19 protein-coding genes and 1 tRNA gene are annotated in these 24805 nt (G+C 45.8%); 15 read left to right on the top strand and 5 right to left on the bottom strand.

The genetic code is table 11. From position 1 onward, the window contains the following. Positions 1–511 precede the first annotated feature (511 nt). On the top strand, positions 512–2386 hold the full coding sequence (locus ACIHKT_RS04630) for a PASTA domain-containing protein (RefSeq protein WP_086035762.1): 1875 nt from the start codon (positions 512–514) through the stop codon (positions 2384–2386). A 90-nt stretch (positions 2387–2476) separates the two neighbouring features. Here the strand turns inward: ACIHKT_RS04630 and ACIHKT_RS04625 are convergent, their stop codons facing one another. Together ACIHKT_RS04625 and ACIHKT_RS04620 are read right to left on the bottom strand one after the other, a co-directional pair. Further along, positions 2477–4090 (bottom strand): MBL fold metallo-hydrolase RNA specificity domain-containing protein, encoded by a 1614-nt coding sequence (locus ACIHKT_RS04625; protein ID WP_086035761.1) that lies wholly within the window; start codon positions 4088–4090, stop codon positions 2477–2479. 85 nt (positions 4091–4175) lie between these two features. Continuing rightward, entirely contained in the window at positions 4176–4919 is a 744-nt protein-coding gene (locus tag ACIHKT_RS04620; RefSeq protein WP_174193164.1) for an exodeoxyribonuclease III, read from the bottom strand. A gap of 224 nt (positions 4920–5143) precedes the next feature. Here ACIHKT_RS04620 and ACIHKT_RS04615 point away from each other — a divergent pair. Further along, a tRNA-Leu gene (locus ACIHKT_RS04615) sits at positions 5144–5228 on the top strand. A gap of 341 nt (positions 5229–5569) precedes the next feature. Here the strand turns inward: ACIHKT_RS04615 and ACIHKT_RS04610 are convergent. From ACIHKT_RS04610 to sigK, 3 genes are all read right to left on the bottom strand, one after another. Next, positions 5570–6316: a YebC/PmpR family DNA-binding transcriptional regulator gene (locus ACIHKT_RS04610; RefSeq protein WP_086035759.1), complete on the bottom strand. Its 747-nt coding sequence runs from the start codon at positions 6314–6316 to the stop codon at positions 5570–5572. Between the two features lie 83 nt (positions 6317–6399). Next, on the bottom strand, positions 6400–6915 hold the full coding sequence (locus ACIHKT_RS04605) for a peptidylprolyl isomerase (RefSeq protein ID WP_086035758.1): 516 nt from the start codon (positions 6913–6915) through the stop codon (positions 6400–6402). 127 nt (positions 6916–7042) lie between these two features. Next, positions 7043–7747, bottom strand: coding sequence for an RNA polymerase sporulation sigma factor SigK (gene sigK / locus ACIHKT_RS04600; protein ID WP_086035757.1), 705 nt, complete (start codon positions 7745–7747; stop codon positions 7043–7045). 269 nt (positions 7748–8016) lie between these two features. On the opposite strand from sigK, the gene ACIHKT_RS04595 reads away from it, so the two are divergent. The 13 genes from ACIHKT_RS04595 (at position 8017) to hisD (ending at position 24797) form a co-directional block, all read left to right on the top strand. After that, positions 8017–9684 carry an SH3 domain-containing protein gene (locus tag ACIHKT_RS04595; RefSeq protein ID WP_086035756.1) on the top strand — a complete coding sequence of 556 codons (1668 nt, stop codon included), beginning with the start codon at positions 8017–8019 and terminating at the stop codon, positions 9682–9684. A 72-nt stretch (positions 9685–9756) separates the two neighbouring features. Further along, positions 9757–10704, top strand: coding sequence for a bile acid:sodium symporter family protein (locus ACIHKT_RS04590; RefSeq protein ID WP_236849648.1), 948 nt, complete (start codon positions 9757–9759; stop codon positions 10702–10704). A 146-nt stretch (positions 10705–10850) separates the two neighbouring features. After that, positions 10851–11555 carry a UMP kinase gene (gene pyrH / locus ACIHKT_RS04585; protein WP_086035755.1) on the top strand — a complete coding sequence of 235 codons (705 nt, stop codon included), beginning with the start codon at positions 10851–10853 and terminating at the stop codon, positions 11553–11555. 16 nt (positions 11556–11571) lie between these two features. Next, on the top strand, positions 11572–12126 hold the full coding sequence (frr, locus tag ACIHKT_RS04580; RefSeq protein WP_086035754.1) for a ribosome recycling factor: 555 nt from the start codon (positions 11572–11574) through the stop codon (positions 12124–12126). 98 nt (positions 12127–12224) lie between these two features. Beyond that, positions 12225–12959, top strand: a complete 735-nt coding sequence (locus ACIHKT_RS04575; protein ID WP_086035753.1) for an isoprenyl transferase — start codon at positions 12225–12227, stop codon at positions 12957–12959. Positions 12960–12962: 3 nt separating this feature from the next. Beyond that, positions 12963–13805 carry a phosphatidate cytidylyltransferase gene (locus ACIHKT_RS04570; protein WP_236849649.1) on the top strand — a complete coding sequence of 281 codons (843 nt, stop codon included), beginning with the start codon at positions 12963–12965 and terminating at the stop codon, positions 13803–13805. Positions 13806–13856: 51 nt separating this feature from the next. Continuing rightward, positions 13857–14999 (top strand): 1-deoxy-D-xylulose-5-phosphate reductoisomerase, encoded by a 1143-nt coding sequence (locus ACIHKT_RS04565; RefSeq protein WP_174403187.1) that lies wholly within the window; start codon positions 13857–13859, stop codon positions 14997–14999. After that, entirely contained in the window at positions 14996–16114 is a 1119-nt protein-coding gene (locus ACIHKT_RS04560; protein WP_236858905.1) for an RIP metalloprotease, read from the top strand. The genes ACIHKT_RS04565 and ACIHKT_RS04560 overlap by 4 nt, the downstream gene beginning before the upstream one ends. A gap of 3 nt (positions 16115–16117) precedes the next feature. Then, the gene (gene ispG, locus ACIHKT_RS04555) at positions 16118–17164 is read left to right on the top strand and encodes a flavodoxin-dependent (E)-4-hydroxy-3-methylbut-2-enyl-diphosphate synthase (protein WP_086035751.1); all 1047 of its coding nucleotides are present in this window, start codon (positions 16118–16120) and stop codon (positions 17162–17164) included. 86 nt (positions 17165–17250) lie between these two features. Next, positions 17251–21606, top strand: a complete 4356-nt coding sequence (locus ACIHKT_RS04550; protein ID WP_404352853.1) for a PolC-type DNA polymerase III — start codon at positions 17251–17253, stop codon at positions 21604–21606. An 82-nt stretch (positions 21607–21688) separates the two neighbouring features. After that, positions 21689–22882 carry an ATP phosphoribosyltransferase regulatory subunit gene (hisZ, locus tag ACIHKT_RS04545; protein ID WP_174403185.1) on the top strand — a complete coding sequence of 398 codons (1194 nt, stop codon included), beginning with the start codon at positions 21689–21691 and terminating at the stop codon, positions 22880–22882. After that, positions 22879–23517, top strand: a complete 639-nt coding sequence (gene hisG / locus ACIHKT_RS04540) for an ATP phosphoribosyltransferase (protein ID WP_086035748.1) — start codon at positions 22879–22881, stop codon at positions 23515–23517. Before hisZ ends, hisG begins: the two co-directional genes overlap by 4 nt. Continuing rightward, entirely contained in the window at positions 23514–24797 is a 1284-nt protein-coding gene (gene hisD, locus ACIHKT_RS04535) for a histidinol dehydrogenase (RefSeq protein WP_086035747.1), read from the top strand. The genes hisG and hisD overlap by 4 nt, the downstream gene beginning before the upstream one ends. Positions 24798–24805: the final 8 nt, after the last annotated feature.

Here is a 24805-nt window from a genome sequence, read left to right as displayed (position 1 = left end):
TCATTTTTGCACATACTGGCTGGCAGAGGTGATTCATTTTGGACAGCACTTATTTTGGGCGTTTGGGTTATCCTGTGTTTTACAGCCGGTTTTTCAACGATGCACCGGAATTACAGAATTCTTTTCTGTCCTTGCCGGAGGAAGCACAGCAGGCTATCCTCAGGCGTGACATTCATTCTTCGGAAGAATTAAAAAATGCTGTAAGTGAATATTATTTAAAGCGATAATCGCAAATAGGGGAGATAGGGCAAACCGCTCTGTCTCCTTTTTTGCACTCTTGTGCATGGCAAAAGAAACAGAAGTGTAATCACCTGCAGCGGCCTTTCTCTTGAATACATACAACAGCTGTGCTATAATAAACTACGATTCAGACGAAGAATCATCCATCATTTTATGGGAATCTATTTGCTGGGATATTATATTACTGAACACCAAAACGTCCTGCCGGACGTTGCTTTTTTGTTTTAACGGAAATTGGTGTGATAAATCAGAAAGAAGGAGCAGGCACCCTATGACAGGCTATGAACATCTGTGTATGAATTGCATGGCTGACACGGAAGGACAAGCTAAGTGCCCGCGTTGCGGCTTTCCGCAGCAGGAACCTCAGCGAAAAGACGCTTTGCCTTACCGAACAGTTTTGCAGGAACGCTATATGGTGGGACGGGCAAAACGATCCGACCCAGAAGGATTCACATATATTGCCTTTGATATGCAGCAACTTTGTACTGTACAGATTCGTGAGTTCTTTCCGCATGAAATCTGTGCACGCATTACCGGCAGCACGGACATTGCCGTAATTGCCGGCAACGAAACCGCCTTTGATGAATATCTGAATGACTTTATCAGTTATCAGGAATCCATTGCAAAGTTCCGCGACCAGCCGGCCATACTGGCAGTGCAGGACATTTTTGAGGAAAATTATACTGCTTATGCGGTTTCTCCATGGGAGGAGGCCATTACACTGCGCTATTTTGTCGAGCGCAGCGGAGGCTCGCTTTCTTGGAATGCCGCATGGAAATTGTTTATGCCGGTTATCAGCGCTGTTTCTGCGATGTACGCAGCCGGTGTCGGTCATTATGGCATTTCCCCAGATACTTTATTTATCATGCCAAACGGAAGTATGAAATTAGGAGCTTTTTGCTCACCGGCCGTCCGTATATCAGGCGGTTGTTTATTACCAAATCTACAATCTGGCTGTGCTGCTGCGGAACAGTATGATGCCAACGCAAAACTCGGTGAAAACACCGATGTTTATGGAATGGCAGCTACGCTGTTCTACGCTTTGACAGGTGTTCTGCCGAAAGATGCTCGTGACCGCCGCAGCGACCCGCGCCTGTTGCTGCCTGCCAGTACATTACGAAGTATTCCGCCGCACGTTGTGACTGCACTGGCAAATGCACTGCAGGTAAGCCGCAGTGAGCGGACACCTACTTTTGAGCGATTTCGAGCGGAGCTTTCCGCTGCGCCAACGGCAACAGCTTCTCTGGAAGAAACACAAAGCCTGCGGCGTATTTCCAGTCCATATGATGACTCTGCCGACCGCGCAGCTCATGCGGCCCAGCAGCAGGAGCAGGAAGCAGAAAATATTCGGAAACCCATTCCTAAGTTCGTGGGTATTATCTTAATTTGCGTGGCAGTGCTGATATGTGTTACAGTCGGTGTTGTTGCCTATCTCTCCAATCACTCTGGAAGCCTTGGTGAATTAGCTGTGGCAACTTCTGCTGCATCCTCAGTAGAAAATCCCGTTACAGGCAATGCATCAGAATCTGCTTTAACCAACAGCGGAGTAAACCACTCGGCTATATCAGCGGTATCTTCCTCTGATGTAATTTCTTCTGCATCGGATTCAGCTGAAAATGAAAGCACCGCTTCTGCCAGCAGCCTTTCCAGTCCTAGCAGCTTAACTTCATCATCTAACAGTTCTTCTATGGCATCTTCTGTACCAGAAGGACAAATCGTGGTGCCGAATCTTGTCGGAAAAAATTACTACAGCTTGAGTAAAAGTTCGGATTACCAAGTCGTTTTAACAAGTAAGGAATTCAGCGACAGTATTAAAGAGGGCTGCATTATTTCCCAAACGCCATCATCTTCTGGTACGATGGTAAAAGGCGCGGCTATCTCTGTTACGGTTAGTCAGGGAGCCGCTTTGCGTGAACTGCCTGATGTTGCTGGACTTTCTTATGATGCAGCATGTAAAAAAGTAGACGCAGTTGGCTTGGTCCCGGATGGAAAAACACTGCAAAGCAGTAACAGCATTCCAAAAGGGCAAGTAATTGGCTATGCAGACGGTTTAAAGGCCGGCAGCAAACTAAATTATCAATATTCTGTAACTTTGCTGGTCAGTACTGGCGCGGATAATACTGACAGTGAAGATGTTGCTGATTAAATTTTTATTCCACTACAATATTACAATAATAAAGCAGGACTGCTCTGGAGTGAAACCTTCGGGGCAGTCCTGCTTTATTATTTCTATGTTTTAGCGGTCCCACTTATCACACATGGACAAAATCTGGTCAGCAAATCGACCAAGGTCTTTATTTGTACCGCCTTCGTTGTGCTGTACAACCTGCTCCAGCCGCTTCTGTGCTTGTAGCAATCGTGCGTAAGCGGGGGAGTAATACTTTTCATTTTTGTAATTGGAAGGACGGGCGGGGTGCAATTTTTCTGGCGTAATGCCCTCATCTGTAAGCCGTCCGGCAATCAAATCATAGTTCGCCTGGAAATTAGGGGCAAAAGCATCATATCCTTTTGTGCACAATTCAGCTGTAAATCCCTCACAGCAAGTACGTTCACCATGCACAACAAATATCTTTTTTGGTTTGTTCTGAAAGGCACCAAGCCACTCCAGCAAACCGCTGTGGTCCGCATGACCGGATAAAGCCCGGAAATTATAGATATGCGCTTTTACCGCAATCTGCTCACCAAAAAGCTTAACATTGTCTACACCATCAAGAAGCATTCGGCCAAGCGTTCCGGCTGCCTGAAATCCGACAAAAACGATGGAACATTCCGGCCGCCAAAGATTATGTTTCAGGTGATGCCGGATACGGCCAGCTTCGCACATACCGCTTGAAGAAATAATTACCTTTGGAACACCATCTGCATTTAGGGCTTTTGATTCCTCCACACTGGCAGTGATATTCAAATTAGGGAATTGGAGTGGGTCAAATCCATCCATAATTAGGTCAGCCGTTTCTTCATCTGCATATCCATGAAGGTCGCCGCTGTAAATAGCTGTAGCCTCTGCAGCAAGGGGAGAATCCACGTAGACTGGGAAATTTGGGCATTGCAATGTCAAGTGCTGCTCCTTTATCTGTCGTATAAAATAAAGGAGTTCCTGTGTACGACCGACTGCAAAGGACGGGATAACGACATTACCGCCATTCGCAAGCGTATTATCGATGATTTTTGCAATAACTTCCGGGTAGTTTTCCACTTCCTCATGTTCTCGGTCACCATAGGTGGATTCCATAACAACATAATCGGCTTCTTTGATATACTGTGGGTCGCGAATAATCGGCTGCTGTTTGTTTCCGATATCTCCGGAAAAGACTAATTTGCGTGTTACATCATCCTCTGTTGCCCAAATCTCAATAGAAGAACTTCCTAGCAGATGACCGGCATCTACAAAACGTGCACGCACACCGGGGCATACATCCACTATTTCGCCGTATTCACAGCTTTCCATCAACTGAATGGCAGCGTCTGCATCATCTAATGTATACATCGGTTGTTTGGGCTGTCGACCAGCGCGACGCCCCTTCCGGGTAGCCTGTGCAGCGTCCATTTCCTGAATATGTGCACTGTCACGCAGCATAATCTGCATCAGATAGGTCGTTTTGCTGGTTGCAATAATTTTCCCCTGGAACCCCTGCTTGACCAGCAGGGGAAGGCGGCCTGAATGGTCGATATGTGCGTGTGTAATAAGTACATAGTCTACCAGATTCGCATGGAATGGAAATTCCCAATTATTTGTTTCATCCTCGCCTTGCTGCATACCACAGTCAATTAAAATATGTCTTCCATTTACTGTTAGGCAGTGACAGCTGCCTGTTACCTCTTTATCAGCACCGTAAAAAGTTAAATTCATAGAGCCCCCTGCTTTCTTCTGTTACTACGATAACGTAAAGTTGCCCATTCTGCCTGTAAAGATGGACATATGGACTTGCATTCGCTTAATCTTTTACTTCCAGCAAAATTGGACAATGGTCGCTGCCATAAACATCTGATAAAATTTCACTCTTTGCTATACGTGGAAATAAACGATTGGAAGTTAAGAAATAATCAATACGCCATCCGGCGTTGGTATCGCGTGCGTGGAAACGGTAACTCCACCAGCTGTATGCTCCAGTTTGCTGTAGATGCAGTGCACGAAAGGTATCCGTAAATCCAGACTGCAGCAATTGAGTGAATTTTGCACGTTCCTGGTCGGAGAATCCAGCATTTCCACGATTGGGACCTGGATTCTTTAGGTCGATTTCTTCGTGTGCTACGTTGAGGTCCCCGCAAAGGATGACTGGTTTTTGGGCATCAAGCCTCATCAAATATTCCCGCTGTGTATCCTCCCACTGCATACGGTAATCAATGCGTGCTAATCCCTGCTGGGAATTGGGAGAATAAAAGGTTACGACATAATATTCTGGGAATTCCAGTGTTATGCTGCGCCCTTCACCGGTACATGTATCATAAGCAGTAGAAAGCGGCTGTTTTCGTGTAAATACAGCTGTGCCGGAATATCCTTTTCGTTCTGCCGAATTCCAAAGTTGCTGATAACCTGGTAAATTTAGTTCTACTTGCCCCGGCTGCATTTTTGTTTCCTGTACGCAAAATATATCTGCATCTACAGAAGAGAAAAAATCCAGGAATCCTTTTTTAATGCAAGCCCGCAGACCATTTACATTCCATGAAATTATTTTCATACATAAAGGGACCTTTCATTATTTATCTTTTAAAAAGTACAAGAGGGAACGTGTAACAAATAAACTATTCTTTCTTTTAAATTATATACATTTTTGTACAATATTGCAACATAAAGTTTTTATTGTTCTCTTTTTAGTGTTTTTTGACCACAATCCTGCGCAGAAAAGTGAAAAACAGTTGACATTTCTTAAATGTAATGATATAATAATCCACGTTGTCACAAGCGCGAGTGCTGGAACTGGCAGACAGGCACGTTTGAGGGGCGTGTGTTGTATGACGTACGGGTTCAAGTCCCGTCTCGCGCACCAAGGTATGGTCTTGAAATATCGCATAAGTATGCGGTTTTCAGGACTTTTCTTTTTATCAGTCGTATTTCACTTTTTTCCTGCATATTATAGGAGTACGGGGGAATGACAGCTGTACATAATAATTTCCTCTATATATCCGGACAGCACAGCACATGAGCTGGCTGCACCGGCAGTACTCCTAACTGACACGAGGCCAGGGCAAACAATGCTCTGGCCCCTGTTTTTTATGGGGAAGACTTTATTGGGAGGCAAGGAAAAATAAAAAATCCAAAGCAGATACAGAAAATTGTATCCTGCTTTGGATTTTCCACTTTTCATACATTTGATGCAAGTGAAAAGCTTTACTCTTCGTTGTCTTCCACATCGGACATATCCCAGTTGTGCCAAACGTTCTGCACATCATCCAAATCTTCCAGCGTGTCCAGCAATTTCTGCATACTGTTTTGCTTACTCTCCGGAACCTTTACATAAGTAGAGGGAACCATCTGAATTTCAGCTGTTTCAAACTCATAGCCCTTATTGGTTAAGTCATTCAGCACACCGGAAAAGTCATCCGGTTCGGTAAAGATTTCAAAGACATCTTCGTCTGCCTGCAGGTCTGCCGCGCCGGCTTCCAAAGCATCTTCCATCACTTTATCCTCTTCATGGCCTTCACGTTCAATGACCAGTACACCTTTGCGCTCAAACAGGAAAGAAACACATCCCGTTGTGCCGAGGTTCCCGCCATATTTATCAAAATCATGGCGAACATCTGCTGCTGTACGATTGCGGTTATCAGACAGTGCTTCTACAATAACAGCAACACCGCAGGGGCCATATCCCTCATAGACAATATTTTCGTATTTGTTTTCGTCGCCGTCACCAGCTGCACGTTTGATAATACGTTCAATATTATCATTCGGAACATTCGCTGCTTTCGCTTTTGCAATGCAGTCCTTTAGCTTTGAGTTGCTGACTGGGTCCGGTCCGCCGCCTTCTTTGACAGCAACTGCAAGTTCACGGCCGATTTTTGTAAAGACTTTTGCCTTTGCGCCATCGGTTTTTTCCTTTTTTCGTTTGATATTATTCCATTTCGAATGGCCAGACATATTTGTATTTCCTCCTGACAAAAAAACTATTTCTTAGTATACCATAAACAAACGAACGGGGCAAGATAGAAAGAATGGCTTCATTACTGCTTTTTAGGTTCAGGGTATTCTTTGCCAAAGGTTTCTACGGTTACTTTTGTCATGACCTGTTCCTTCCGTGGGCGGTCATTATAATCCCGGCGTGCAGAAACAATTTTATCGGCGGCTTCCATCCCTTCTGTTACTTTTCCGAAAGCAGCATACTGGCCATCTAGGTGCGGAGCATCAGCGACCATAATGAAGAACTGACTGCCGGCGGAATTTGGATCCATCGTGCGGGCCATGCTGAGAACACCGCGGGTATGTTTTAAAGAGTTTGCAAAACCGTTGGCTGAAAATTCGCCGCTGATGCTGTATCCCGGGCCGCCCATGCCGGTGCCATCCGGGTCACCGCCCTGAATCATAAAGCCAGGAATAACTCTGTGAAATATTGTACTGTCAAAAAAGCCGGAATGCACTAGACTAATAAAATTGCATACGGTATTCGGTGCAATCTCCGGATACAGTTCCGCTTTAATAGTGCCCGCGGTCGTTTCAAATGTGACAACAGGATTGTTCATGTGTGGATACCCCCATATCAATGATTAACTTCTGCCGTTCCGCACAAAAAGTGCCGGAATCTCTATACTGGCTCAGTATAAACCAAAATAGGGGGAAGAGCAAGCGCCCGCATACAGAATACATTTCTTACACGGAAGGATGCATGTGAGATTCAAACTGCCTGTGCAGGTTTTCTAGCGCTTTTTTTTCAATTCGAGAAACATAGCTGCGTGAAATACCGAGCACTTGGGCAACTTCCCGCTGTGTACGCGGCCGTGTACCATTTAAACCGTAGCGCAGCAGGATAATCGTCTGCTCACGGGAAGATAAATTTTGTATGTATTTGTACAGCTTTTCACACTTAATTTTTCGGTCCAAATTGTCGAAAATATTGTCATCGCTGGCCAACACGTCCATCAGCGTAAGGGCACTTCCGTCTTTATCATTATCTATCGGTTCATTCATGGAAACATCCTGCGCGGATTTTTTCATGCTGCGAAAATGCATTAAAATTTCGTTTTCAATACACCTGGCAGCATAGCTGGAAAGGCGAATGCCTTTTTTCGGGTCGAATGTGTTAACCGCTTTAATCAGTCCAATTGTACCAATCGAAATGAGGTCCTCCTGGTCCACACGCTTTCCGGAAGCATACTTTTTTATAATGTGGGCCACCAGACGCAGGTTATGTGAAATGAGTTCGTCTTTGGCCTTTTTATCTCCCTGTGCCATCCGCTGCAGGCAGTCGCGCTCCTGCTCGGCCGTAAGGGCATGCGGAAAGGAACCGGAACCTGTAACGTGCAAAACAAAAAACAGCAAACCGGACAATATCCCCAACAGCATTGACTCCAGCATATGCATTCTCCTTTTTTAAGCTGTCGATATTCTATTTTATGTTCTATACTGGAAGTTTGTTGCAAGTCCACCGGCTACCGTTTTGGTTTATTTTATTTGTCGGACAATGAAAAAATTACGAACAAACGGTGAATTTTTTATAAATGGGACTCGCTTTTTTGAAAGCAGTATGTTATAATAGCATTACTTACAAATTTGTAATCATTGTAAAGGAATGATAACAAAGGGTTCGGCTTTATCTATCTTACATAGAAAAGGAGTACAGCTTTATGCAAAACAAGCACAATGCAGCAAGCAAACTTACAGCGGCCGCCATTGCAGCTGCTCTGCTGGCCAGTATGCTGACCGTTTCTGTTTCAGCTGCTGAAGGTTCTTCATCTGCCGTAAAGGCAAAGGCCGGAATGGCTTCAGCACTTATGGTAAGAAGGCAGTCTACGTTGCAAACTTTAACGGCAAAAAGTGTAACGGTGAACTATGGTGCAGGTGCTTCATCTACAGGGAAAGTACACGTATCCAGCTGCCTGAATCTCCGCTCAGCCGCAAGTACCAGCAGCCAAATTATCGGGCGGTTAACCAATGGCCAGACCGTTACCATTTTGAAAAATACGAACGGCTGGATGCAGGTAACGACCTCGTCTGGTCAAACCGGTTACTGCAGCAGCAGCTATATTACCGTTACCACCACCTCTTCCTCCCAGACGAATTCCAGCGGCTCTGGAAGTTCTACGGCATCTAGCGGAAGTAAAGCGACCGTTAAGGTAAGTGGCGGCCTGAATCTTCGCTCGGCCGCAGGCACCAGCAGCAAAATTATCAGCTGCCTTTCCAATGGAGAGTCGGTAACTGTGCTGAGCACCAGCAATGGCTGGTCCTATATTCAAACTTCTGCAGGACAGAAGGGGTACTGCTGCTCTACTTATCTGACTGTCAGCAGCACTTCCGCCCCAGCTTCCAACAGCGGTAGTTCCAGTGTGTCCGGCAATGAAAAAGCAACCGTTAAAGTCAATGACAGCTTAAATCTTCGTTCTGCGGCAAGTACCAGCAGTACGGTAATTGGCAGCCTTTCAAACGGGCAGTCGGTAACTGTGCTGAGCACCAGCAATGGCTGGTCCTATATTCAAACTTCTGCAGGACAGAAGGGGTACTGCTGCTCTACTTATCTGACTGTCAGCAGCACTTCCGCCCCAGCTTCCAACAGCGGTAGTTCCAGTGTGTCCGGCAATGAAAAAGCAACCGTTAAAGTCAATGACAGCTTAAATCTTCGTTCTGCGGCAAGTACCAGCAGTACGGTAATTGGCAGCCTTTCAAACGGGCAGTCGGTAACCGTGCTGAGTGCCAGTAATGGCTGGTCTTATATTCAGACTTCTGCCGGTGCAAAAGGTTATTGCTGTTCCACTTATTTGGCCATTGACGGAAGTACGACAAACAATCCTTCAAATAGCAGTAGCAAAGTGCTAAATGGACTTCCTGCGTACAAGCAGTATGATTCTGAATGGGCTAATACCTATATTGGAAGCAGCTATGGCGGCACAATTCATGCGATTGGTTGTCTGGTAACAAGCCTTGCAATGTCAGAAAGCTATCGCACACAAAGCCGCGTAACTCCAAATGACATTGCACATCAGTGTAACTTTACAAGCGGCGGCGGTTTGTATTGGCCTTCTAACTATTATGCGCTGTCTGGCGTTAGTGACTCCAACCTGAGTGGAATTTATCAGCAGCTGAAGTCTGGAAAGCCCGTTATTGTCGGTGGCTCCAACTCCAGAAGCTCCCATTGGATTATCATTAAAGGCTATCAGAATGTACCACTGAACTCCAGCGGGAGTCCCACTTCTTTGTCTGCTTCTATGTTCCTGATTAACGACCCTGGATACGGCAATCAGACATTGGCGGATTATTTCAGTCAATTCCCATGTGGACATGTTTACCGTACATATTGATAACAAAGGCTGTTGCACAAAGGCAACGGCCTTTTTTATATTCTTCTTTCATAATAGTAGGTGTAAAACAAAGTGAAGAATCTTTCTAATTTAAATCGGTTTCTTGATAAATGTATGCCCATCCTTACCCCAACTGCGCTGGTACTGGGTGTCCTATTTCCACAAGTGACGGGCCGTTTTCTTCCGTATGTTATCGGCTTTTTTGCATTTATGACTTTTCAAGGAAGTCTAGACTCTGATTTTCGGCAGTTAAAAAAAGTGTTTTGTAATCTTCTGCCACTGATTGTTACATTGGGAATGCTTCATATTTGGATACCGTGTCTTGCCCGGTTTCTTGGTGGCGTATTCTTTGGATTTAACCCAAATCTGGTAGCCGGCATCGTTTTGGAATATATTGTGCCAACGGGTATTGTCAGTTTCATGTGGGTGAATATTTATAAGGGAAATGGTTCGCTTACACTGTCTATTATTTTATTGGACACTCTGCTGGCACCTATCATTGTACCTGCTAGCCTAAAAGTCCTGCTGGGTACTTCCGTACAGATGGATACCATAGGCATGATGAAGGATATGCTGCTGATGGTTGCTGTACCGGCAGTTGCGGGCATAACAATCAATCAGCTAAGCCATGGGAATGCAAATAAAAGAGTAAAGCCCGCCCTAGCACCATTCGGAAAAGCAGCACTGTTTCTTGTCGTTTCCGGGAACTCCAGCCGAGTAGCCCCGTACATCAGACATCTTACGCCGACTTTAGTCGGCGTTGCGGTGCTGATACTGTGTATATCCGCCTCTGGCTATTTGTGGGGCATTCTAGCGGCAAAGGTACTGCATCAGTCAAAAGATACTCTCGTTTCTATGGCATACAACAGTGGTATGCGCAATATTAGTGCCGGTGCCGTGCTCGCAGGCGCCTATTTTCCACCTGCCGTTATGTTTCCGGTTATGATTGGAACACTATTTCAGCAAGTCCTGGCTGCACTGTATGGGACTTGGTTCAATAAAAAGCGTGAGATAGGCTAAACAAAGCAGTAGCAGTAGAAGAAAAATTAAGATTGCTGCTTTAGACAGAAGCAAAAACTTCAGGACTTGTAAAATGCCTTGAAATATTGTAGAATAAATTAGTCTTATTATGATTATATTTTGATTGAATTTTAGGAGTGTTTTTCATGCAGCCACAATATAAGCGCATTTTATTAAAGCTCAGCGGTGAATCCCTTGCTGGTAAAGAAGGACATGGCATTGATTTCGATACCGTTATGAAAATCTGCGGTCCAATAAAAGCCTGTTCACTGATGGGTGTGCAAATTGGTATCGTTGTAGGGGGCGGCAACTTTTGGCGCGGCCGTTCCAGTGGAAAAATGGACCGTACCCGCGCTGACCATATGGGAATGCTGGCCACAGCAATCAATGCGCTGGGCGTAGCGGATGCTTTGGAGCAGCTAGGTGTACAGGTCCGTGTACAGACAGCTATTACTATGCAGCAAATAGCAGAACCGTATATTCGAAATCGTGCTGTGCGTCATTTGGAAAAGGGCCGCGTTGTTGTCTTTGGCTGCGGAACCGGAAATCCGTTCTTTTCGACAGATACAGCAGCAGCCCTGCGCGCTGCCGAAATTGATGCAGATGTTATTTTAAAGGCAACTATGGTCGATGGTGTCTATGATTCTGATCCGAAGACAAACCCAAATGCCAAAAAATACGAGACACTTTCCTTTACTGAAGTGTTGGATAAAAATTTAAAGGTTATGGACAGCACAGCTGCTTCCATGTGCCGTGATAATCATATTCCCATCTGTGTTTTCAGCATTGAAGACCCTGAAAATATTGAACGGGCTGTCTGCGGTGAACATATTGGTACAATTGTAAAATAAGGGAGGAAAATGTTTTATGAAACAAGTTATTCAACAAGCAGAAGAAAAGATGGAAAAGACGGTCAGCTTTCTACAAGAAGATTATGCAGAAATTCGTGCCGGTCGTGCAAATCCCAACGTGCTTAATAAAATTCGCGTAGACTATTATGGTGCACCAACACCAATCAATCAGCTGGCTGCCGTTGCCGTTTCGGAAGCACGGGTTCTAACCGTACAGCCGTGGGATCCGTCTGTCTGCCGAATGATTGAAAAGGCAATTCAAACTTCGGATATTGGTATCAATCCGCAGTCGGACGGAAAAATTATCCGTTTGGTTTTTCCAGCGTTGACGGAGGACCGCCGCAAGGACCTTGCAAAAGAAATTTCCAAACGTGCAGAAGAGGGAAAAGTTGCGGTACGTTCTATCCGCAGAGATGCTATGGAAAAGCTGAAGGAACTGAAGAAAAAAAGTGAAATTACAGAAGACGACCTGAAATTGGCAGAAAAAAAGATGCAGGATTTAACTGATAAGCACTGCAACAAAATTGGCACACTCTGCGAGGATAAAAAGAAGAGTATTATGGAACTGTAAAAGTAAATCTCAAAATGTGTTATCAGCTTAATTAAATACTTGCTTTGCTCCCTTCGTCGAATGGTCCGGGGGAGCAAATACTTTATTAGAGGGTTCGCATGAAAAAAACTACGCAAAAAGCTGCCTTATCGCCGGAATTATTACCCAGACATTTGGGCATTATTATGGATGGAAACGGCCGATGGGCTAAAAAGCGCGGCTTGCCGCGTTCAATAGGTCATAAAGTTGGTGCTGCCGTTTTTAAAAAGATTGCACGTTACTGCAGCAATATCGGGATTCCGTATTTAACAGTTTACGCTTTTTCAACGGAGAACTGGACTCGGCCTCCGGAAGAAGTCGGCGCTTTGATGGCTCTGTTTAAACAGTATTTACAGGTATCCCTTCGGGACTTCCGTGATGATGATATCAAGGTGAACTTTATAGGAGATATGACCCGATTTGCACCTACCCTTCAGCGACTCATTTTTGAGACAGCTGATGTCTGCAAAGACAGAAAAGGAATGGTCCTAAATATTGCCATGAATTATGGTGGACGTGCCGAGTTGGTGCGTGCTGCCCGTTCCATGGCTGCAAAGGCAGCTGCCGGGACATTACGGCCTGAAGAAATTACAGAGGACACCATTTCACAGGAACTGTATACGGCCGGTCAGCCGGACCCTGACTTAATTTTGCGACCCAGTGGTGAACATCGGCTATCCAACTTCTTGCTATGGCAGTCTGCCTACACAGAATTTCTTTCCATGAATGTACTGTGGCCTGATTTTACGACGGACGACCTGGACAATGCACTGAACGAATATGCACACCGCAGCCGCCGCTTCGGAGGTATCTAAAGTATGAAAGTACTGGATTCTATCAGGAAAAGGCTCATTTCAGCGCTTGCTATCCTCATTCTGATGGCTGCTGTTGTATTGTGCAATGCCCGCTTTCCACTGGCACTGAATATTGTCATTGCAGTTATCAGCCTTATGGGTGTATGGGAAATCTCGTCGGCCCTGCAAATGACGCGGCAAATCGCCCTTGTGGTGCCCAGTATGATTTTGGCAGCAGTCCTTCCATTTACCGTAAACGGATATGTGAGGTATCTTTCTTTTTTTATCTATACAGTTGTATTATTTGGAGCGATGATTCTTTACCATGCAGTTATCACCTTTCGTGAAGTTGCCATTATTTACAGTATGGCTATCCTCATTCCTACAGCACTGCAGACACTCATCCTTTTGCGTGATGCAGGCGGTAGGCATGGTATGTTCCATGTCATTGTTGCTATTTTTGCTGCATGGGTAGCAGATGCCGGTGCATATATTTTTGGCAGCTTGTTTGGAAAACATAAAATGTGTCCAAATATTAGTCCGAAAAAGACCGTGGAAGGTGCGGCGGGAGGTATCATTTCAGATATTCTCATCATGCTTCTTTTCGGGTTCATCTTCCAAAACCTGTACTGGAACGGCACTGTCCATGTGAATTACTGGGTGCTGGCTGCTATTGGACTGTTTGGTTCTTTGCTGTCCATGTTGGGTGATTTAAGCTTTTCTATCATTAAACGCAGTTGCCATATCAAAGATTTCAGCGAAATCATACCGGGACACGGTGGAATCTTAGACCGCTTCGACAGTGTAATTTTTGTATCTCCTTTTGTATATCTCCTTTTGCAGGTATTTCCAATGGTATATCACTGAACCGCTGAAAAACCGGAAATTTTTGTATAACAGACGGGAGAAGATATTACCATGAAAAAAAAGATTTCACTTCTAGGTTCTACTGGCTCTATCGGTACACAGACACTAGACGTAGTACGCAGCTTGGGGCTGCAGGTTTGTGCATTGGCCGCCCGTTCCCATATAGCCTTGTTGGAACAGCAAATTCGTGAATTTCATCCGCAGGTAGCTGCCATCTATGAAGAGGCTGCCGCACATGAACTGCAACAGCGTATTCAAGACACAAATACAAAAGTCTTAGTCGGTATGGATGGCTTGTGTGAAGCAGCCTGCATGCCAGAGGCCGACACCGTAGTGAATGCAGTGGTTGGCATTGTTGGACTGCAGCCGACCTTGGCTGCAGTCGCGGCAGATAAAGAGATTGCTTTGGCAAACAAGGAAACCCTAGTGGCAGGCGGCGCGCTCGTAATGGACGCGCTGAAACAGCATAAAGGGCGCCTGCTTCCGGTGGACAGTGAGCACAGTGCTATTTTTCAGTGTCTGCAAGGTTCCCCCCGCAAATCACTGAAAAAGATTCTGCTTACAGCTTCCGGTGGACCATTCTTTGGAAAAAAACGGCCTGAGTTAGAGACAGTCACTCCAGAACAGGCACTAAATCACCCAAACTGGAACATGGGTGCTAAAACTACAATCGACTCTGCCACTCTGATGAATAAAGGCCTAGAAGTTATGGAGGCTGGATGGCTGTTTCATGTACCATGTTCTCAAATTCAGGTCCTTATTCAAAGAGAAAGTATCATTCACTCTATGGTTGAATTCGCGGACAATGCAATTATTGCGCAGCTGGGCACAACCGATATGCGTCTGCCTATTCAATATGCACTGACTTATCCGGACCGTGTTGCGGGACCCGTACAGGAACTGGACTTGGCGAAAGTCGGGCAACTGACTTTTTACAATCCTGACCCAGCGACGTTTACATGCTTTGCAGCCTGTATGGAAGCTATGCAGCGGGGCGGTGCCGCTCCTGCCGCCGTGAATGGTGCAAATGAAGAGGCTGTACGGCTCTTTCTGCAGAAAAAGATTTCTTTTCTGCAGATTGGTGATTTGGTGCGCGCCGCTATGGATAATCAGCCGAATGTTTCACATTTAACGTTAAAAACTATTTTAAAGGCAGATAAAGATGCACGGGAATATGTACGAAATCATATTTGACAGGAGGGATTTCCATCCGAGCAGCGGAGATTATTTTACTGATTATCATTGGTGTTCTGCTTTTTTGCCTGAGTATTCTCATTCATGAGGCAGGACATTTTTTCACAGCAAAGGCCTGTAAAATCCGTGTTGATGAATTTTCCATTGGCATGGGGCCTCGTTTGGCTCATGTTCACAAAGGAGATACGGACTATTCGCTTCGGGCCCTTCCCATCGGCGGCTTTTGTGCAATGCCTGGAGAAGATGGTCAAGATGAAAACGGTAATCCTTGTGTGGACCCACATGCTTTTTGCAACAAACCAAAATGGCAGCGTTTTCTAGTACTGATTATGGGCGGCCTAATGAACATTTTACTGGGGCTTGTTCTTATGGCTATCCTTCTGGGACAGGAAACAGCATTTGCTTCAACAACAATCAGTAAATTCAGCAGTCATTCTGCCACACAAAGCGCTGGGCTGCAGGTAGGGGATCATTTTACCAGCATCAATGGCTATAAAGTGCGAACAGATAAAGATTTAATGTTTGCATTGGCATTGGCTAATCCGAACTCCGTGGAAATTCAGGTTAAACGAGCAGGGAAGGCCATTACACTGTCAAATGTAAAATTAAATACAGCAACAGCGTCGAACGGGAAACAAACTACCCAACTGGACTTTTACGTCCAGCCTATCAAGAAAACCCCGCTGACGCTGCTGCAGAAAACATTTACAGATACTGTATCGGTTGTTCGTCAGGTATGGGCTAGTCTTGCAGGCCTTGTCACCGGTCGTTTTGGACTCAACGATGTAACGGGCCCAGTCGGTCTGGTTCAGGTTATCAGCGAATCTGCCAGTGCAGGGCTGCAGCAGAGTTTTCTTTCGGCAGTGAATAATATCATCTATATCATTATGATTATTACGGTAAACCTTGGTATTATTAATTTACTGCCCATTCCTGCTTTGGACGGAGGCAAAATCCTTTTTCTGATAATTGAAGCTATTCGCCGTAACCCTTTGAACCCTAAATATGCCGCAGCAATTGAATCTGCTTTTTTTGCAGCATTGATGATTTTTATGGTCATCGTTGCAGTCAGCGACGTTATGCGGATTTCAACTGGCCATGGCCTAGGAGGATAAGCAATGAGACGTAAAAGTAAGCAGATAATGGTTGGCCATGTTCCAATTGGCGGCAATGCTCCCGTTGCGGTTCAGTCCATGCTGAATGTACCATCCACAGATATTGTCGGCAGTGTACAGCAGTCCATGCGTTTGGAACAGGCCGGATGTCAAATTTTGCGTGCAGCAATCCCCAATCAGAAAGCGGTTGCGCTGATTCCTGCTATTCGTTCTGCAATCTCTATTCCTTTGGTTGCCGATATTCATTTTGATTATCGTCTTGCATTGGCTGCAGCGGACGCCGGCGCGGACGCAATTCGCATCAATCCCGGCAATATTGGTGGCGAGGACCGTATCAAAGCTGTAGTAGATAAATGCCGTGAAAAGCATCTGCCCATTCGTATTGGTGTGAATTCCGGTTCACTGGAAAAGGACCTGCTTCAGAAATACGGCGGACCTACACCAGAGGCACTGGTTGAAAGTGCACTTCACCATGCCGCTCTATTGGAAAAGTTCGGTTTTATGGATATTGCCATCTCTATTAAATCCTCCAATGTGAACACTACTGTTCGTGCATATGAGCTCTGCGCAGAAAAATGTTCCTATCCTTTGCATTTAGGTGTCACCGAAACCGGCACCGAGCGAATGGGAATCATTAAATCAGCTATTGGAATCGGCTCTCTTCTGCAGCATGGCATTGGCGATACTATTCGTGTATCTTTAACGGCAGATCCGGTACGGGAAATATATGCAGGGCAGGATATTCTGCATGCCTTAGGTATGGGACAACATGGACCAACACTCATTTCCTGTCCGACCTGTGGCCGTACCCGCATTGATATTATTAAGATCGCAAATGAAGTGGAAGAACGTCTTCGCGGATGCAAAAAAACGATTACCGTAGCAGTCATGGGCTGTGCTGTCAATGGCCCCGGAGAAGCAAGAGAAGCGGACGTCGGCATTGCTGGTGGAGATGGAGTGGGCCTGCTCTTTAAAAAAGGAAAAATTATCCGTCGTGTGCCGGAAAATCGGCTGGTGCTGTCCTTAATGGAAGAAATAGAAAAATTATAAATGTATTTACAGATACCCTGCGACAGTGTTTCCTCTGCGCGGGGTATCTGTATAAGACACACATTACCAGATAAAACGAGGTTTACATGGACACATTTGGAAACTTTTTCAGTACATATATTAACTGCACTGGTTTAGCGGAAAGTCTTCTTACCGGTAAGTTACAGCAGATCCAAATTAGTGCAGGAAACAGAGCAATCTCGGTTGAAATTACTCTGGAAAAGCTTGTTCCACAAAAGTCTCTGTATGATGCAGAAAAGCGTATAATCAACTGTAAACAGCTAAAAATTGCGACAGCCCATCTTTTGCCGCGATATGCGTCATCTTTGTTCTCTTTGCAGTATTATCCCGACTTGGTTATGGAACTGAAACGGCGGGAAGCAACCGTAAACGGAACGCTGCAGGATTCAACTGCGGCGCTTGAAAATGGAACGATGATGATTACATTGAGGCATGGTGGCAATGCCCGCCTGCTGGCACATCACGCGGACACCATTTTGTCCCAGCTGATTTTTGAGGAGTTTGGTACACACATTCCCGTAAAGTTTACCGGCCGTTTGGAGATTGACGGAGAGAGCAAGCAATACCAGGAAATGCAGGCACACCAGACAGAAAAGGTACATCGGGAAGAGATTGTCAGCCGACAGGAAGATTACGAGATTTCTCAGGCACATACTACTTCACCTAGCGTTATTGAAGTTCGGGAGGGCACTACACTTTATCCAACGATTCTTCCGCAAACAGCTCATCCTTTGTACAAAACACTGCCTAAATCCAAACCTGCCCCTATCAGCAGCATTACACCAGACATTGGCTCCTTAACCGTATGGGGAGAAATCTTTTCTATAGAAACTCGCCTCACCAGAGATAAACAGCATAAAATCTTTTCAATCGATATTACAGATTATACCAGTTCCATTACGCTGAAAATTTTTGAAAACATTCCGGACAGCCGTCCACTGGACACTTTGCACAATGGCATGAGCCTGCTCGTACGCGGAGACGTAGAGTACGATAAATACGACCATGAAATTGTCATGCGCCCACGAGGGATTGGAACCGTTCAGCAGATGAAGGTAGAGGACCATGCCCCAGCAAAACGTGTAGAACTGCATATGCATACCAATATGTCACAGATGGATGCTGTCAGTTCTGCTTCTGACTTGATTACGCGTGCGGCGGAGTGGGGACAGCCTGCGGTCGCAGTTACGGACCATGGTGTTGTGCAGGCATTTCCGGAAGCAATGAATACGGCTGACAGTCTAAAAAAACAGGGGAAACCCATTAAAGTTATTTATGGAACAGAAGCTTACTTCGTCAACGACTTAGTTCCTGCTGTAGTGGGAGAAAGTGACCGCCCGCTAGATGGTGAGTTTATCTCTTTTGACCTGGAAACGACTGGCCTTTCCGCAAAAGAAGAACGCATTACTGAAATTGGTGCCGTACGCATTTGTGCTGGACAAATTGTAGAAGAATTTGACACCTTTGTAGACCCAGAACGTCCTATTCCGGCAAAAATCACAAAGCTAACAGGTATTACAGATGATATGGTCCAGGGTGCGCCTAGTGAAGAGGAAGCACTGAAGCAGTTCTATGCATTTTGTGGCAAAGATGCTGTACTGGTCGCACATAATGCGGGATTTGACACATCTTTTCTGCGGGCTGCAGCCGGTCGGCATGAGATGGAATTCCCATATACTTACATAGATTCTCTGCCCATGTGTCAGGCTATGCTAACAGATATAAAGAATTACAAACTGGACACAGTTGCGAAATACTTGAAACTCGGAAAATTCAACCACCACCGTGCCTGCGATGACGCTGCCATGCTTGGACAAATTTTCATTGTACTCCTGCAGAGGCTGAAGGAAGATTCCAAAGCCAAAACAGTCGCGGATATTAATACTGCTTTGGCAACTTATCATAATCACGGAAGCGCAAAAAAACTTCGCTCCTATCATCAAATTATTCTGGTACGCAATCAAACTGGACTTAAAAATCTGTATAAACTGGTTTCTATGGCTCACCTGCAGTATTTTTACCGCAATCCTCGGATTCCTAAGAGTGAACTAATTCAATATCGGGAAGGCCTGCTGATAGGCAGTGCCTGCCAAGCGGGTGAACTGTATCAGGCTGTTTTTGACGGAAAACCGTGGAATCAGCTGCTGGATATCGCAGATTTCTATGATTATTTGGAAATTCAGCCTGACGGCAATAATATGTTTATGATACATAATGGTTCACTGTCCAGTGTGGGGCAGCTGCACGAAATTAACAAAACGATTATTCGTTTGGGAAAAACACTGCATAAGCCTGTGGTTGCAACCTGTGATGTCCATTTTCTGGACCCCAAAGATAAAGACTATCGAAAAATCCTACAAACTGCACAGGGCTTTGATTCCAGTGAAGAGCAGGCACCATTGTACCTGCGTACGACTGCTGAGATGCTAAAAGAATTTGATTATCTTGATAAAGATCAGGCCTATGAGGTAGTTGTGAAAAATACGAATCTCATTGCCGATATGTGCGAAGAAATTCGTCCAATTCCAAGCGGTGTCTTTCCACCATTTATTGATGGTGCAGAAAAGCAACTGAACGAAATCTGCTGGAAACGTGCCAAACAGATTTATGGAGAACCATTGCCGCAAATTGTAAGGGCACGTTTGGAACGGGAACTCGGTTCTATTAATAAGCACGGTTTCTCCGTTTTGTATATGACCGCACAGAAACTGGTAGCAGACAGTGAAGCCCACGGCTATTTGGTAGGTTCCCGTGGCTCTGTTGGTTCCTCTTTTGTCGCCAGTATGTCTGGTATTTCTGAAGTAAATCCATTGTCACCGCATTATATCTGTCCTTACTGTAAATACAGCGAATTTATTACAGACGGAAGCGTTGGTTCCGGATTTGACCTGCCGCCGAAAATCTGTCCGGTGTGTGGTTCACCTTTGCGGCAGGACGGGCACAATATTCCGTTTGAAACTTTTCTTGGATTTGACGGCGACAAAACACCGGATATCGACTTAAACTTTTCCGGCGAGTATCAAAGCGGCGCTCACCGCTACACGGAAACACTGTTCGGCAAAGGTCATGTGTTTAAGGCCGGCACAATCGCTACTGTCGCAGATAAAACAGCATTTGGTTATGTAAAAAAGTACCAGGAAACAAGCAACGTCACCCTGCACAGCGCAGAGGAGCTGCGCCTTGCACAGGGATGCACCGGCATAAAACGCACAACTGGCCAGCACCCCGGCGGCATGGTAGTTGTTCCACGTGGATATGGAATTTATGATTTCTGCCCGGTGCAGCATCCCGCCAACGACCAGAAAAACGACAATGTCACGACACATTTTGATTTTCATTCCATCCATGATACCATCTGTAAGTTGGATGAGCTTGGCCACGATGTGCCAACGATTTATCGTTATCTGGAAGAATATACGGGTATACCGGTCATGTCAGTTTCTATGAGTGACCCCAAAGTGATGAGTTTGTTCCACTCCCCGGAAGCTCTTGGCGTAACACCGGAAGACATTGATTGCCAGACCGGTACTTTTTCAATGCCGGAACTTGGTACCCCTTTCGTACGCCAAATGTTAATTGATTCCCAACCCAAAACCTTTACAGACCTATTGCAGATTTCCGGCTTATCACATGGCACAGATGTTTGGCTTGGAAATGCACAGGACCTGATTAAAGATGGCACCTGCACCATTTCACAGGTAATCGGTACACGTGACTCTATTATGACCTATTTACTGCAAAAGGGTCTAGAACCAAAGATGGCCTTTAAAATTATGGAAATTACGCGAAAAGGCAAAGCACCGAAATTGTTGACTGAGGACCACATAAAAGCCATGAAAGAACACAATGTTCCACAATGGTATATCAACTCCTGCTTTAAAATTAAATATATGTTTCCGAAAGCGCACGCCGCCGCTTATATGATTTCTGCATTGCGGCTTGGCTGGTATAAGGTGCATAAACCAGTGGAATATTATGCTGCCTACTTTACTGTACGCGGTGAAGATTTTGACGGCGCTACTGTTGTGAAAGGCCGCGCTGCCGTGCAGCAGCGTATGCGGGAAATCCGGCAAAAGGGGAAAGAAGCAAGCAAAAAAGAAGAAGACGCCTTCGGTACGCTGCAGATTGTCAACGAGATGCTTGCTCGAGGCATAGGTGTACTGCCCATTGACCTGTATAAATCAGATGCACGCAAGTATTTGGTAGAGGACGGAAAAGTTCGCCTACCTTTCGCGTCTATCAATGGGGTAGGTGATTCCGCAGCACGGGCTTTGGCCGCGGCGCGGGATGGCGGCGAATATATCTCTGTAGATGATTTACAGTCACGCAGCAAAGTCAGCAAATCCGTTATTGAAAGTCTGCGGGACGCGGGAGCACTAAATGGTTTGCCGCAAAGCAGCCAGATGACGCTGTTTGCGTGAAGAAATAGTTGACAGCAATAATTTACCATGTTATTATATTAGCACGATAAAGCACAGACGATGTAAGGACTGAGTGATTGGTATGAAAAAGAACAATTTAATCACGCCTGAAGGCACACATGACCTCTTGTTCGAGGAGTGCCTGGCACGCCAGGCCGTAGAAAATAAACTGACGTCTGCTTTCCGCACACGTGGCTATAACGAAGTAATGACCTCATGCCTGGAATACTATGATGTATTTGACCCGGACGCTTCTGGTATTAGTCCAGAAGAAATGTACAAGATGACAGACCGTCGCGGCCGGTTAATTGTTATGCGGCCTGACTCTACACTGCCAATTGCCCGACTGGTCGCAACCCGCTTGCAGAATCATCAGCTTCCGATTCGGCTGTTCTATAATCAGCCCGTTTATCGGAGCAATCCTGGCCTGGCCGGACGATTGGATGAAAATGCACAGGCTGGTATTGAACTGATGGGTGCCTCCGGCATTCGGGCTGATTTGGAGGTACTAACCACAGCCGTAGAGGCTCTCTCTTCCTGTTGCCCGGATTTCCGTTTGGAACTCGGTCATGCAGGATTCTTCCGTGAGTTTGCCCGGCAGCTTCCTATTTCTGAAGAAGAACGGGAAGATATCCGGTGTGCGATTGAAACTAAGAATTATGCTGCGCTGGATACTATTTTGGATTCACTACCACAAACTATGGCCGTCAGCGGTATGCGGCAGCTGCCGCGGCTGTTTGGCGGGGAAGAGGTATTTCAGCAGGCAAAAGAGGTTTGCCCAACAAAGGCGACACTGGAAACCCTTTCTTATCTACACCAAGTCTATCATGCTGTACAGGACCTTGGACTTGGCAGTCATGTAATCGTTGACCTAGGATTAGTACAGCGCAATGACTATTATACCGATTTGATTTTCACTGCCTACACAGAAGGATATGGTGATTCGATTCTGTTTGGCGGCCGGTATGATAATCTACTGGCCCGTTTTCACTGCCCAATGCCTGCGATTGGATTTGGTATTGACGTAGAAGCATTGACCCGGATTGCATTATCAAAAGGTCATTATAATGCACCGCCTGCGGCTCAAGTTTTGGTGTATGGCGAAAATGGATATTCCATAAAGGCACTGGCCCATGCACGGGCACTGACACATCAGGGCCTGCGCTGTGAAACCAGTGTAGCCGAGACGAGAGAAGAAGCGGAAGCGTATGCCCGTTCGTTGGGCATTTGCCGACTCGACGTTGTTGGTGCACGTATATCGGAGGTGCTTTTATGAAACCGCTGCGGATTGCATTGACAAAAGGACGATTGGAAGATGACACCGTTGCGCTTTTAGAAAAGGTTGGCATGAACTGTGACAATGTACACAACAAGGGTAGAAAACTGATTCTTCCAATCGGTGATGGCTCCATAGAGGTTGTATTGGCCAAAGCCGCCGATGTAATTACATATGTAGAACATGGGGTATGCGACCTTGGCGTTGTAGGAAAAGATACTATTTTGGAACACGGCGGCAGTTTTTACGAGCTGCTGGACCTTGGCTTTGGAAAATGCCGCTTCGCATTGGCCGGACCTACCGGAAGAAATTTCTTCACCGGGTATCATACCAAAGTGATCGCCAGTAAGTATCCAAATGTTGCCCGCAGTTACTTTGAAGGTAAGGCAATGGATGTACAGATTATCAAAATAGAAGGTAGTGTGGAACTTGCACCCCTGCTCGGTTTGGCAGATGCGATTGTCGATATTGTGGAAACCGGAACGACGTTAAAAGAAAATGGCCTTGCCGTTATTGATACTATTTGTCACATCTCCGCACGGCTGATTGCAAATGAAGCCAGTTTAAAACTGAGAAAAGTGGAAATCGAGTGTCTGGCCGCGCGTATGGAACAGGCTAAGGAGGAAGCACAATGATACAAGTTGTAAAACAGGGCGGTGCCGTTGCCTATGACTTCGTCAAAAAATTTCGGGAACGCAGTGAAGCTGCTGGCAGGCAGGTAGATTCCGCCGTAGCGGAAATCCTTGCAAATGTCAAAAAAGATAAGGATGCTGCCGTAAAAGCCTATACCATGAAATTTGACGGTTCCGTACCCGCTTCTTTTGAAGTTAGCCATCATCAGATGGAAGAATTGGCAGCTGGCTGTGACCCTGCATTCCTTTCTGCACTGAAAAAATCGGCCACTAATATCCACGACTTTCATGAAAGGCAAAAACAGCAAAGCTGGGTTGAGAATCGGCCCGACGGCGTTATGATGGGACAGCGTATCCGTGGATTGTCAAAAGTGGGACTGTATGTTCCCGGCGGTACAGCCGCTTACCCCAGCAGTGTTCTGATGAATGCAATCCCTGCAAAAATTGCCGGCGTAAAAGAACTGATTATGGCCACACCGCCCGGAAAAGACGGAAAACCGAACCCTAATATTATGGCTGCCGCACTGACGGCCGATGTGGACCGTGTTTTTCTTGTCGGCGGTGCTCAGGCAATCGCGGCGCTTGCATACGGAACAGAAACCATTCCGAAGGTAGACAAAATTGTTGGTCCCGGCAATATCTATGTTGCCACAGCAAAGCGCCAGCTGTACGGCACAGTCGGCATCGACATGGTGGCGGGGCCCAGTGAAATTTTAGTGATTGCTGATGAAACAGCAAACCCTGTGTACTTAGCCGCTGACCTGATGAGCCAGGCAGAACATGACCGTTTGGCTTCCGCCGTTCTTCTGACAACCAGTGAGAAAATTGCAGATGCTACGGTTGCAGAAATCTATCGGCAAGTGGAAAAACTCTCCCGAAAAGATATTATCGAAGATTCACTGGACCACTTTGGCGCCGTTATTTTATGCAAGACACTCGATGAAGCCGTAGAGTTTGCGAACGACATTGCACCGGAACATCTGGAAGTATGCGCAAAAAATCCTATTGAATTTATTGGGAAAATAGACAATGCCGGCAGCGTGTTCCTTGGCAACTACGCACCGGAGCCTCTCGGCGATTATTTTGCCGGTCCAAACCATGTCCTTCCAACCAGCGGAACAGCACGTTTCTTCTCTCCGCTTTCAGTGGACAGTTTTATTAAAAAGTCAAGTTTTATTTACTATACAAAAGATGCTCTGGCTTCTGCCGGTGATGATATTATTAAAATGGCTGAAACGGAAGGCCTGACAGCGCACGCCAACAGTATTCAAGTAAGAAAATAAGAGGAACC

Origin of the sequence: Caproicibacterium sp. XB2, assembly GCF_044880635.1 — a bacterium.
Lineage (GTDB): Bacteria > Bacillota > Clostridia > Oscillospirales > Acutalibacteraceae > Caproicibacterium > Caproicibacterium lactatifermentans.
The sequence above is the reverse complement of the archived record's forward strand: the minus strand, read 5'-3'. Positions and strand labels throughout refer to the sequence as shown.